This window comes from Corynebacterium freiburgense (genome assembly GCF_030408815.1).
Classification (GTDB): Bacteria; Actinomycetota; Actinomycetes; order Mycobacteriales; family Mycobacteriaceae; genus Corynebacterium; species Corynebacterium freiburgense.
On sequence record NZ_CP047355.1, the window covers coordinates 2,232,196 to 2,245,408 of the forward strand.

Genomic DNA, 13,213 nt, shown 5'->3' on the forward strand with positions numbered 1-13,213 from the left:
ATGATCCCTTTTTCTTTTGGAGTACATATGTCCGAATCAGCTGCGGCATCCACACGTTTACATGGAATCGATCTTGCACGTGCCCTTGCAATTATCGGCATGGTATACGCACACGTTGGCCCCGTAGAAACGAACACACTACTACTTAAAATAGGTGATGCCCTAACCACCGGCTATGCTTCCGCCACCTTTGCCGTCCTAGCCGGAGTATCCCTATCCATTATTTCCCATACGCCTTCGCCAACTACAACACATAGGCTGCTTACTCGCGGCATCCTACTTATGGCAATTGGGACATTCCTGGAGCTAATACAGAGTTCAATTGTTGTAGTTTTGGTTGCTATCGGGATTATTTTTGTACTCCTCCCACCCGTAGCACGATGGAAAACCCGCTGGGTATTGCTACTGTTCCTTCTCTTTCTCACCCTTGGCCCCCTAGCACAAACTATTGCATTAGTGCTTCACACTTCCGTCGATATACTTTCCGTGCCATACCCAGCATTCGCCTGGCTTACGTATGGCACCCTTGGCATTCTTATCCATAGGCACGTTGTACACTCCCTAGCCTGGCAGTGCTTGCTTTTTATTATTGGCGCCGGATTGGCCACAGCTAGCGTGTTTGCCCGTCCACACTTCACGGAAAACATCACTGTGCCCGCGCCACTTTGGTCTTACCTTAATCCAGAACCCCACTACGGCGGCTTATTCGATGTCTTGGCCTCTTGTGGAGCCGCCGCTGCTGCCATCGCTTGCTCACTGTTTATTACCCGTATTACGGTTAGGCCACTCTATCCATTACGCGCTCTCGGAGCAATGTCCCTGACCTTCTATGTTTGCCATGTCCTTACCGCAGGCCCCATTTTAGATGCCAGTAATCAAGCAGATTCTGCAGTGCCAAAACCTGGTGCAGTAACCACAATGACTGCTACAAACAATTCAAAACCAGCTATTGCACCTACAGACCCAATGGAAATCCACTGGCACGAATACCAGGCTTTAGTGCAATCCCACGACACTTATAACGAATTTAGCAAACCTGAACTGGAATTCTATAACAGGATTTTCGCAGAAGAGCGAGAAAATAATAAGAATTTTGTTGCTGAATCCCCGAACCATACACCTGTCTTTTGGATAACTCTTATTTCCGGAATTATTTTCGCCCCAATTTGGCGGTTCTTTTTCCGACGCGGCCCACTCGAATGGGCAATGCACCATATAATTGAACGCTCTGTGCGACCAGAAAAATCAAAAGAAATCGCAGCTTAATCAGGATTCGAATAAGAATTCACTGAGTTAAATAGACAAAAAAGTAATCAATCAAAAGGTGGTTCTCATGGACGCAACACATCTAGGGCAGGTAGGCTCACTAGGACACAAATAGATTTTGATGAATCACCCAACTTCGGAAAGGCTATAGCCAAAAATGACCGCCCGTATCCGCGCCATCGGTGCAGCTTCTTTTGCTGCTTTCGCACTTGCACTCGCTGCCTGTAGCCCACCTAACCAGCAAGACACCACCATGGAGAAAACCGATACTGCTTCAGATATTGCAGCGCCCTCCAAAACTGCTTCTTCATCTATGAAGTCAACATCAGCAGCCCCCGAAACCTCGACCGAATCGGGCACCGTAAATCTAAAGGTCAGCAATATTAATGGTATTAAAGATGGCGACGAACTCACCGTAGATGTTTCCGGTCTGGATCCCAAAATGGGCTACTACGCTGCCATTTGCGCAGCCGAAGCAACCCCTGACAATCCAGTACCAGTATGTACCGGGAAAACTGGTGATACAGAAACCCAAGCATGGATTAAATCTCAGGGCGGCACAGTGCCACTATCCGAGGATGGCACTGCATCTGCAAAACTCATTGCCGCATCAACCGGCGAGGGACTCGACTGCACCGTCGATGCATGCGTGGTTAAGGTCTTTGGCGATCATTCGCAAGGCTTTACAGATATTGTGAGTGTCCCAGTAACCTTTGCTAAATAACGCACTTTTGTAACATCACACGGACTGTTCAAACGCACTATGAAACAAGTTTGAACAGTTCTTTTACTACGCCCCTAAGACATGGGCCATACACGTGCACCACTTCTGCTTGTATGCCACGTACACTTTTTCCATGCTCTCTACCCCGCCGCCGGCGACCGCCCCGGTTCTCCACCATCGTTTTGCCGCGACGTTTCCTGAGCTTGCGTTTCCATGCGTTCCAGAAACTGCGCCAGAACCAGAGCTTATTGCCCTCAATGAACCATTGGCTTTAGAACTTGGGTTTAGCCCCACATGGTTACGCTCGGAGGAAGGCATTCAATTTATGCTTGGCCAGCAAGCCGAAGGCGCTGTTGCACAAGCATATGCTGGGCACCAATTTGGCTACCTCTCCCCTATTCTTGGCGACGGCCGCGCCTGCTTACTCGGCGAAGTAACCGATATCAAAGGCGTACAACACGACCTTCATCTCAAGGGTTCTGGCCGCACAAGATTTGCACGAAGTGGTGATGGAAGAGCTGCATTAGGCCCAATGCTCCGCGAGTTCCTTGTAAGCAATTTCCTCCATGCGGTGAATATCCCCACAACACGATCACTCGCCATTCTCACCACAGGCCATAAGGTACAACGCAATTATGTCCATCCTGCGGCAGTGCTCGTCCGCGTTGCATCAAGCCATTTAAGAATTGGGACATTCCAATACGCTGCGCTCCACCACCCAGGCAGCGACCTTATCGAACGATTAATCGAATACTCGATACAGCTCCACTATCCTTCCACCGCCGCTGAGCCTTTAGCATTCCTCGAGGCAGTTATGGACGCCCAGGCTCACACCGTTGCACACTGGATGGGCATTGGCTTTGTGCATGGCGTAATAAATACCGATAACACCACCATATCCGGTCAAACAATAGACTTCGGGCCATGTGCTTTTCTCGAACAACATGATCCGCACGCATGTTTTAGCAGCATAGATACTACCGGTCGATATAAATACGGAAATCAACCAGGTATTATTGGCTGGAATCTACAACGCCTGGCCGAAACACTGCTTCCGCTTATCGACGCCGCGGGCATTCCGAACTCAAAGGTGTATGAGCTTTTCGACACCTACCCCAACAAATTTATGAATGCTTACCGGCAAGTCATAGAAGAAAAACTCGAAGGTGCACTGCCACATAATTTTCATATTTCCGGAGACCACACCGCGTATTTTCAAGAAATCGCACCAATGAATAATCCCGTGATTATTCCCCGTAATCACCTTGTGGAGGCCGCGCTCCAACAAGCTGATGATGGAAATACCGAACCATTCTGTGCACTCTATGCGGCTCTAAGTACGCCGTACGATTTTCCACTTCAGCACCCTGAATTTGTGCACTCCGCACCTAAGGGATTTATGGATAATTACCGCACATTTTGCGGAACCTAATACTCGATCTCACGCTTTCCAGTATGAGTAAAGCGGCCAATATGCAGGGTTAAATACGCAACCTCAGACTCACTCAATTCCTGTGATTCGACTTCTGAAATATAGTCTTTAATTTTTTGTGCAACCAACCATGACGCGGCAAGTGTTTCTTTAATCGCTTCCACGATTTCTTGTGGAGTATCAACAGACCTTGTACCAGCAGCCAATCGAGCTAATAGAAAACGAATATGGGTAATAAACCTGGTAGTCCAGACGTCAGCCCGGCTAACCTTTACCCGCGAATGTTCTTCAATAATGCGGAGAATGGCAGCAATATGCTGCGTAGTGCGCATTGCAGCACCAATACGATTATTGTGAAATTGCGCGCTCACAATATGCATAGCAAACGCCGCAGCCTCATCACATGGCAATGAAATACCAAGGTCAGCGCAAACCAATTTCACCGCAAACATACCGAACTCGTATTCACCCGGATATAACTGCGAAACCTCGAATGCCAAGGGAACATCTATACGGTCCCCACGGCGAGCACGCAATACGGAATACTCCAAATGCTCCGCCAATGGAAGCAAAATTGTAATTGGGCTAATTCCAAAACGCTGTTGGGCATCTAGTGAAATTTTACGAGCCAGCGCCAAAGTATTTGGAGAAACTTGAGCCAAAGCATCTGCAATAGCCCCTGCACGTTGTTGCGACTCCAAAACGTATTTCAATTGAATACGCTCAGCCGGGATTTCTTGTCCCGGCCGCAAACCAAAACCCACCCCACGTCCGGTAACTACAACGCTGCACCCCTGCGCATCAATAGCTTCCACAACATTGTTATTGCACCGACGTTTTAAGATGTAGGCCATACTAAGGCATCATTTCAATAACTGTCTCACCAAATCTGGCGTCTAAACGCGGGGAGCTATGGCGTAAACCTGCGGAATTTGTTACTACAACAATCGTATCCAAGCATGTTAAAGCACTCTGCAAAGCGGAAATATTTTCAAGCTGAACCACAGGTTCCCCCTGCTCCACATAATTTCCTTGGATCTTTAGTGGACGAAACCCATTGCCTTTCAATCCGACTGTATCCAGCCCGATATGCACCAATACATCAACCCCCTCGGGTGTGCGAATAGAAAACGCGTGCCCTGCTGGGAACATTTGAAAAATCTGACCAGAAACCGGGGAAACCACTATCTCATCTGCGGTATGCACCGCAAAACCAAAACCCAGCGTCCCATGGGAAAACACTGGGTCAGGGATTTGTTCCAATGGAAAAAGCTCACCACGCACTGGCGCAACCAAACTCAAATTTGAAGTTGCGGTAACGCGTTTTGCTTTTCCAAAACCGAACAAATTAATCATCCATTCCTAGCAGATCCGCCATAACATTTTTATAGAGCACTGCCTTCGCACCGTACACAGCTTGAATACCTCCTGCTACATCTAATACATCAGCCGCACCAAGACGCTTTAATGTAGCTCGATCAACCATATGAGAATCCTTCACGGAAACTCGAAGTCGAGTAATGCAGGCATCCACGTCTTCAATATTATCTGCACCGCCGAGCGCGGAAATAATTTGATGCGATTCATCATAAAGAACATCCTTTGGAGTGTTTTCCGCATCGCTAAAATCAAGCACGTCTTGAGCAGCCTGGGAATCACTTTCATCTTCAAAGCGTCCTGGAGTGGCCACTTGGAAGCGTTGGATATACCAACGGAAAATCACATAATAAATTCCAAACCACAACAGCCCGACGGGGATCACATACATCCAATGCGTTTTATCTTGTCCTTGGATCACACCAAAAAGTAAGTAATCAATCACTCCACCGGAAAACGTATTTCCAATGCGAATCTGCAGTAAATCAGCAATAAGGAAACTCACGCCATCCAAAAAAGCATGGATTACATAGAGAATCGGAGCGGTAAATAAAAACATAAACTCCAATGGCTCCGTAATCCCGGTAATAAATGAAGTGAGCGCAGCACCAAGGAATAAGCCTGCAAATTTTGCGCGGCGTTGTTTAGGAACGCTGTGATACATTGCCAGCGCTGCACCTGGCAGACCGAACATCATAGTGTCGAAGCGACCTGCAAAAAACCGAGTACCAGAGGTAAATAATCCCTGGTGGGAGGGATCAGCCAATTGAGCAAAGAAAATCTTTTGAGCACCAACCACTGACTCACCAGCTACTTGTTCTACGCCACCGAGCTCGGTATACCAAAACATTGGATAGATCGTGTGGTGCAAACCAAGCGCACCGGATAGCCGCAATAAAAACCCATACAAAAAGGTTCCAAACACGCCGAGTTGGGCCATGCCTTCACCAGCGCTTACCAGTATTCCTTGAATCGGCGGCCAAATAATAAAAAATGCTGAACCCCAGAGAATCGCTGCACCTGCGGTAATAATCGGCACAAACCTTGATCCACCAAAAAAGCCAAGGGTAGGTGGAAGCTGAATATTATGGTAGCGATTATGCAGATACACTGCTGTAGCCCCGATTGCCAGGGCACCTAGAATTCCAGTGTCAATCGGATCTCCGTCAGGATGGAACACTTTCATAAGTGAGGCCGTCGTACCAGTCATAATAAGGTAACCAACCACACCTGCAAGTGCAGCAGTTCCTTTATCTCGCTTGGCTAAACCAATACAGAGACCTGTGGAAAGCAGTAATGCCAAATTGGAAAATATGACCGCACCTGCATCACTCATTACCTGAAAGATGCCTTGCGCAACCGCATTATCCAGTACTGGGTAAGCAGCAACGGTATTAGGATTACTTAGGGCACCACCAATGCCCAGCAGTAAACCTGCCGCCGGGAGAATCGCAATGGGCAACATAAATGCTTTGCCCACTTTTTGCATTGCTTTAAATGCTTTGCCACGTTGCGGTGGCTGTGTGACTGTGGCAGTCATAGCAAACTCTTCCCCTTTACTGGGAGATTGAATGCTTATATCACAGGTTTTGCTCCCACTACAGGGGTGTGGAATAACAATCCCGTTGATCTTTTCAATATACAATTTTCCTAAAAACTAGTTTTAGGATAACCCCAGCACATAAGCCTACGCAATGGTGAAACGTTAAAGATTATTTATTCGTTCGAACACTACCAACACACCTTCGACGCCACCCGGCCCTATGCGTCCCTTTACATCAGTGACGGTAATGGTTTTCAAACCCCATCCCTGTGCAGCGTGTTCATTCAATACTTTTTCCAATTTCTTACCGGAAATTTTGCCACCGATAAGACCTTCACGCATCTCTACTACTTTATATTCATATCCCATAGCTCTAGTCTAGTCTCTTCAAACATCCACTCAGGGCGGCAAGAAGTACATCAAAAATATTAGTCTGCCATCTCGAGGCAACTCACTTTTTACAGAATTTTGCGCAGGTGGGGCTGCACATAAGGGGCTGTAAATATCACCTCGAGTTAATTGTTTTGTACGCTTCGGATATCTTCAAACCTGTGTACCAAGGAGATATCTCGTGGCCAATACTGCCGCTTTCACCTCAGCAAACCCGGTTGACGAGGTCCTAAGCCCACCTCGTCTTGCCGCATTAGGCTTGCAACATGTCCTCGCATTCTATGCGGGTGCTGTGATTGTCCCGTTACTTATTGCTGGCTCACTAAACCTTGATACTGAGACCACAATTCACCTTATTAATGCGGATTTACTCACGTGTGGTATCGCCACATTAATTCAATGCGTCGGTATTGGAAAACACATTGGCGTGCGTCTTCCAATTGTCCAAGGTGTAACTACGACTGCAGTGGCTCCAATGATTGCCATCGGTCTTGGGGTTACAGATGGCAAGGGCGGGGTGGAATCCCTGCCCACTATTTATGGAGCGGTAATTGTTGCCGGTCTATTTACGTTCTTTGCCACCCCAATTTTTGCTCGCTTTCTCAAGTTTTTCCCGCCGGTAGTTACTGGGTCTGTGCTTTTAGTCATGGGCACATCCCTGCTTGCAGTTTCCGCTGGTGACTTCACCAACTATGCGGAAGGCACCCCACAAGCCCGTGATCTTGCATATGCATTTGGAACCCTGACAGTGATTGTATTGGGACAACGGTTTCTACGTGGTTTCTTGGGCACCCTTGCCGTATTACTTGGATTAATTGCTGGCACGGGAGCCGCCCTTCTCTTGGGACATGCCACATTAGACGCAGTACAAGAAGCGGAAGTAATCGGAATAACCACACCGTTTTATTTTGGGACCCCACAATTTAATATTGCTGCTATTTTCTCCATGATTATTGTCATGATTATCACCATGGTTGAGACCACTGGTGATGTATTTGCTACAGGAGAAATTGTAAAACGACGTATTCGTCGCGACGATATTCGCCGGGCACTGCGCGCCGATGGGCTTTCCACCTTCCTCGGCGGTGTTATGAATTCCTTCCCGTACACATGTTTTGCACAAAACGTTGGGTTGGTGCGTATTACGGGTGTGAAATCTCGGTGGGTCGCAGCTTCAGCAGCTATTTTTATGATTCTGCTTGGCGTACTCCCGAAAGCTGGTGCGATTGTCGCATCTATTCCTTCCCCGGTACTTGGTGGTGCGTCGCTAGCATTATTCGCAAATGTTGCCTGGGTTGGTATGCAGACAATTGCCAAAGCAGACCTAAGCGATAATCGGAATTCGGTGATCGTTACCACATCCCTTGGACTTGCAATGCTAGTAACTTTTAAACCCGATATTGCTGCGGCGCTTCCCGAATGGTGTCGAATCTTTGTTTCTTCTGGTATGTCACTTGGGGCGATCACCGCAATTGTGCTCAATATCCTGTTTTTCCATATTGGCGGGCAATCCGGAACGAATGTCGCACGAAGTACCGAAGGAGAAGGAATAAGCTTGGAAGACATTAATGCCATGGATCGGGATACATTTGTGGCTACATTGCGTCCGCTCTTTAATCAACAAACATGGCCACTCGAGGATGCTTGGGAATCTCGCCCCTTCGCAAGCGTTTCTGATCTAAGGGAAGCCATTCAAATTGCAGTCCTTACCGCACCGACAGCACAACGAGACGAACTTATTCATGATTACCCCGATATGGCGTCATTATTGCTGGCATCAGCTACCGAATCCCATACCGTGAGCGCGGATCGTGGTTCCATCGGCCTTGATGAACTCGACGACATTCAAAGCGAACGTATTATCGAAGTTTCTAATGCCTACCGCGAGCGCTTTCATATGCCATATGTCGCATATCTAGCTACAAATGACACAGTAGAAAAAGTAATTGATACCGGCGTGCGTCGTCTCGCAAATAGTGACGAACAAGAGCATCGCGTGGCACTCAGTGAGATTATCGAAATTGCAAACGATCGCTTTGATATTCTGCTCGCCGACGCTAACCCTGTTCGGTCCGCTTGGGACCGCAAATTTACCGAAGTGGAATAATCGGTGAATGTGCCCCTGCTGCGTCATCTTTATAATCTCGCGGTAACCAAACTTTCACGGCTGCCAAATGCTCCTGGCGGTATTGAAGCACTCCTTACGTGGTGCCATACAAAAGGTTACCGCTCCCTGCCCTTCCCAGCAGTATTTCGTAGCGACGCCGTGTATATCACGCCTTCAAACGAACGTTTCGACGCCCCGCGAGTTGCACACCGCTTCCAACAACCCGGTGCCAGTCCCCAGGGCGTCGAACGCTGGATTATTGAATCTCCGGCAATGCAACGCAATGTCCATGTCCAAGTACTACGCCTGGGCAATCCTGAGATCCCAGCCCCATTGCTCTTTTTACTCGACGGTTCATCGGCGCCTTCGAACAATGGTTGGATTCTCCACGGACATATCGCAAAAACACTTGCCGGCGAAAATGTCACGGTAATCATGCCAACAGAAGCAAGTGGATCCCATTATGCAGACTGGCTAACTACAGATCCCGAACTAGGTTTTATGCAATGGGAAACCTTCCTATGCAGAGAACTTCCCCCACTCCTCGAACACCCAGACAATGGACTACGCACTAATGGTCAACGCATCATAGGTGGACTGTCTATGGGAGCCAGTGCCGCCGTCCGGCTAGCGAATAACAATCCGGGCCTATTCCACGGCGTCATAGGGATTTCCGGTTGCTATTCCACCACCGACCCGGTTGGCTGGGAATATCACCATGCAATCTCGCGTTCGGTTGGCGGACATACCCGCAATCTGTGGGACGCAGAACACCGATGGAAAGCAGATGTTTGCCTGCAACCATCAGGACTTTATGATTCCGCCGTATACTTATTTACCGCGGATGGGCGTATTACGCCTAGGGATATTGATTTCCACAAAAATCGACCATTCCAAGAACTCCTCGGTTCAGTCCTTTTAGAATTTGCATCCTGGTGTTGCACACAACGTCTAGATAATGCACTAAAAACAAACGGACACAAAAACTATCACGTGGTATACCAGCACGGTGGTATCCACGATTGGATTTACTGTTCCGAACAACTTCAAGCCGGGTGGGCATGGATTAAGAAACGCCTGGCAAGCACCACCCACAGCTAACAAATTCCATGCCCTACTACGCCTGACGCAAAATTTCCGCAAAATGGTCTTCATCGCGGTTACGGAGGCGTCGTACTGCTTGACGGCGAGGCGCATCCACCTCCAACCCTAAGGCAACATTGATTTGCGCCAATGTTTCCAACCGGGTTCCCGGTTCCAGTGCCATTGCATTAGCCAATGCGGCAAGCCCCACCAACCCCTGCTCCACGGGTAATGCCGGACGCACTTCAAAAAACTCCCCGAATACCAGCCACACGCGATCACCAATATTCGCTTCAAGCTGATGCAAAAACCTCCGCGGTGTACTTAACGTACACTCCGTGGCACCACGACGTAATGTATGTGGGCCAAAACGGCTGGGTATTTCGATTGCTTCTTCTGGTTGCAGGTTATAAAGCTGACCAATGCCAAGTGGAACGGAAAATTCGGTTTGCTCAAGATGCTGTTGCTCAACTTTAATGAGCAGCATCCAAAGTTCATCGTGGTAGTAGAGGTCTTTAGTCTCTTCCGGAGAAAACTCTGCACCTGGTTCCAGTGGTTGCTCCACTTCCCTACGATGCTTTGCCTGCACCACTCCCCATTCTTGAAGCGCCCAAGAATCCTGATCAAAATTAATAAAAATATCGCTTCGTTCTAATACCTGCTCAATAGCACTACGGCTACGATCTGGCATCACTTTATGTAATTGGTCGGTAGTCATCGGCGCCCCGTTGATTGCTAATTCCACAGCAATCTGCCCAACGACCGAACTCCGCGGCGGCAATAAATACGGGCCACGCCGAATAAATCCCAGTTTATCGGTGAAGTATTTGAGTATTCGCTCCGGTGAACCAGCCGGGAACCGCTCCATCAATTCTGCAACAAGCTGCGATTCTAATAACAGCCCATAGTGATCAACCGCAGATTGAGTACTTTCCTCAGCAGCTTGAATAAAGTCACCAAAAATAATCCAACCATCAGTGATCTGCCATTGAATAGTGCACCCCTGCGAAAATTCAACCCCTGGGACTCCATGCACCCAGGTAAGAACTTCCAAAAGGTTATGAGAAGTATTGGGCTCAATTGTTTCACCCAACCCCGGCATAATGTTAAAAATTTCTGCCACACTGGCACAAGGCATAAATCGGGAAGCACAGGCATTAATGACCGTCTCACAAGCAGGATTTTGAGTTTGCAACTCTTTTCGCAATGCCACTTCCAGTTGCCGCACCCGCTCTCGCGTAACCCCAAATTGATCACCAAGTGTTTGTAGATTCAGTGCGCCCGTTGCTCTGCCAGAAATAATCGCGCTGCGACGCTCCGTATCTTTTTCCAATACTTGCTCTACCTCATGGAATGCCTGCTCAATCAAAGCTTGACCAGGTTGCTCAATATCAGATATTGCCGTTGCAATCGTGGCGGGTAAGGCAATGCCCACCTGGTGCGGCGCGGGCCATTTGCCTAGTAGGTCCAACCAACCAATTAATAATTCGATCTGGGATCTCGTATTCGAAGCTTCCCTATTATCTCCGAGCCGCTTTTGCACTTTTGCATGATCACCACCAACCGAACCTGCACCCTTAGGTGAATTGCCGCTGTCTAGCGAATCATGATTTGCGTCTGATTGTTCCGGGAATGATGCACCAGCAATATCCAGGATTTGTAATATTAGGTCATAAACTAATGTTTTTATACCCAGACTGCTTCGGTCTGTAGTTTCTGCAATATGAGCTACCGTAAATTCAAGATCAATATCTTCAGGCAATATGGCCAATTCCACCGTATTGGAAATTGAAGAAAGTGAATCATTGCCATGGGCCTGCAACCATGCGGCAGTAAGTGACTCCGCATCCTGGGCAGCTTCTGGTGCCCACGGGAAGAATTCCACAATATCAATATTTGAACGCAATACCTCTGGCGCAGATCCGTCATCTTCGATCTGATTCATTGCCTGCACAATAACGGCAAATGTGGCCTCATCAATAATTGGTACTTCTAGCGAACGGGCCAATTGCATTGGCGCGGTTTGAGATTCAATATCTCCAGCAATGACCAATACAGTGCCTTGATGCAATCCGCTGATTTGCAAACCCACCGAGTACGCAATTTCCTGCCATTCTTCACGGCAAATTTCCGTAGTACCAACAAACGCAATTGCATCTCCCGCAGAAAGTTTAGGCAGTTGTTCTAGTTTCGGCGGATCCGCAAGAATAGTGGCAAAAGGATTATGTTGGATGCCAAGCTCTTGGGCGATCGCCTGCAGGTGTTCACTTTCAAAATCACCTCCGAGCAAGGTTTTTAAGGTCACATGCCGCAATAACCAATGGTGTAACTCGCGCGTATCGCGAGAAAATAACCCCAGCTCTGTCGCTTTGCGTATTAGTGCAACTTGGTCGATTGTATTTAGCCGACCTTCCACCAATTGATTCAATAAAAACTCGAGATAAGCAGTCGCGGCCGCGTCCAAGCGAACATCATGGTTGGGCGTAAACTTCTCCAACCAATGACGACGATTTTCACATTGGTCCTCCGAAATTGAGCGGGGCACCGGTTCGAGCTGATCGTCATCGAGTAAAGCAAGTTGCTCAGTAGGCAGCTCTAGTGCCTCACCGTGAAAATCCACTGGATCTGAGCCATGCACGATATCACGAACGAATGCTGTAATCGCAACTGCATTTGCGAGGGCAGAAGGTGGGTTTACCCGGTATATTTCCCGCTCAACAAGACATTCTTCAAGGGTTACAGATTCACCATTCTCCACATCATAACAATATTGTTCTATATCAATACCCCATCCAGCGTCAGGCAATTCAACTTCCAAACGCTTGTATTCGTTATAAAGAACTTCAGACACGCGCTCCAAGTGCTGAGCAATAATTATTCGCCCTTGCAGAAGGAGCGCTAAACGCTTAGCAATATAGTCAAAATAGGGGGCGTCAAAAAGCTCATCTGGATCAATGCCTTGCGTTTCGCTATCACTCACTTCACAATCAGGGTCTATTAATGTTTCCCATATGCTTTGCACATTGAATTGCGAATCTAAAAGGACTGCGCCAATTTCTATGATCCGATCAGATTGTGCTGAGGTAACAGTTTGGACATCAAGTACTAAATACAACGGCGCATTCATACACCCCACTCTAGAGCGCACAATTCAATGAGTTGAAGCGGACACAACCTGCCCAACGTTCCTTCAATCAATATACTGAACAAAATATTTACCAGGCAAAACGATAGTTCATGCGCTTTCAACCCACACAACCAAAACATTGATAACACCCATTGGGGGCAATA

General features: G+C 47.9%; 10 protein-coding genes. 5 read left to right on the forward strand and 5 right to left on the reverse strand.

All coding sequences use genetic code 11. The features are described 5' to 3' along the window. Nucleotides 1-27: 27 nt before the first annotated feature. The 3 genes from CFREI_RS10060 (at nt 28) to CFREI_RS10070 (ending at nt 3,422) form a co-directional block, all read left to right on the forward strand. The gene (locus tag CFREI_RS10060) at nt 28-1,266 is read left to right on the forward strand and encodes a heparan-alpha-glucosaminide N-acetyltransferase domain-containing protein (protein WP_027011745.1); all 1,239 of its coding nucleotides are present in this window, start codon (nt 28-30) and stop codon (nt 1,264-1,266) included. 157 nt (nt 1,267-1,423) lie between these two features. Further along, nucleotides 1,424-1,990 (forward strand): neocarzinostatin apoprotein domain-containing protein, encoded by a 567-nt coding sequence (locus CFREI_RS10065; RefSeq protein WP_027011744.1) that lies wholly within the window; start codon nt 1,424-1,426, stop codon nt 1,988-1,990. A 133-nt stretch (nt 1,991-2,123) separates the two neighbouring features. Then, nucleotides 2,124-3,422, forward strand: a complete 1,299-nt coding sequence (locus tag CFREI_RS10070) for a protein adenylyltransferase SelO family protein (RefSeq protein ID WP_027011743.1) — start codon at nt 2,124-2,126, stop codon at nt 3,420-3,422. Here the strand turns inward: CFREI_RS10070 and CFREI_RS10075 are convergent. The 4 genes from CFREI_RS10075 to CFREI_RS10090 all read right to left on the reverse strand — a co-directional run bounded on the left by CFREI_RS10075 (nt 3,419) and on the right by CFREI_RS10090 (nt 6,711). After that, complete coding sequence (locus tag CFREI_RS10075; RefSeq protein WP_027011742.1) at nt 3,419-4,276, reverse strand: PRD domain-containing protein; 858 nt, start codon at nt 4,274-4,276, stop codon at nt 3,419-3,421. The two genes, CFREI_RS10070 and CFREI_RS10075, sit on opposite strands and share 4 nt — an antisense overlap. 1 nt (nt 4,277) lies before the next feature. Beyond that, nucleotides 4,278-4,778: a PTS sugar transporter subunit IIA gene (locus CFREI_RS10080; protein ID WP_051255779.1), complete on the reverse strand. Its 501-nt coding sequence runs from the start codon at nt 4,776-4,778 to the stop codon at nt 4,278-4,280. Next, a complete protein-coding gene (locus tag CFREI_RS10085; RefSeq protein WP_051255778.1) occupies nt 4,771-6,339 on the reverse strand; it encodes a PTS transporter subunit EIIC in 1,569 nt (522 codons plus the stop codon). Before CFREI_RS10085 ends, CFREI_RS10080 begins: the two co-directional genes overlap by 8 nt. Nucleotides 6,340-6,504: 165 nt before the next feature. After that, nucleotides 6,505-6,711, reverse strand: coding sequence for a DUF4177 domain-containing protein (locus CFREI_RS10090; protein ID WP_027011740.1), 207 nt, complete (start codon nt 6,709-6,711; stop codon nt 6,505-6,507). 202 nt (nt 6,712-6,913) lie between these two features. On the opposite strand from CFREI_RS10090, the gene CFREI_RS10095 reads away from it, so the two are divergent. Both CFREI_RS10095 and CFREI_RS10100 read left to right on the forward strand, forming a co-directional pair. After that, the gene (locus CFREI_RS10095; protein ID WP_027011739.1) at nt 6,914-8,839 is read left to right on the forward strand and encodes a solute carrier family 23 protein; all 1,926 of its coding nucleotides are present in this window, start codon (nt 6,914-6,916) and stop codon (nt 8,837-8,839) included. 9 nt (nt 8,840-8,848) lie between these two features. Continuing rightward, the gene (locus CFREI_RS10100; RefSeq protein ID WP_156907688.1) at nt 8,849-9,940 is read left to right on the forward strand and encodes an alpha/beta hydrolase; all 1,092 of its coding nucleotides are present in this window, start codon (nt 8,849-8,851) and stop codon (nt 9,938-9,940) included. A gap of 16 nt (nt 9,941-9,956) precedes the next feature. Here CFREI_RS10100 and CFREI_RS10105 read toward each other — a convergent pair whose 3' ends face one another. Continuing rightward, the gene (locus tag CFREI_RS10105) at nt 9,957-13,049 is read right to left on the reverse strand and encodes an exonuclease domain-containing protein (RefSeq protein WP_027011738.1); all 3,093 of its coding nucleotides are present in this window, start codon (nt 13,047-13,049) and stop codon (nt 9,957-9,959) included. Between the last annotated feature and the right edge of the window lie 164 nt (nt 13,050-13,213).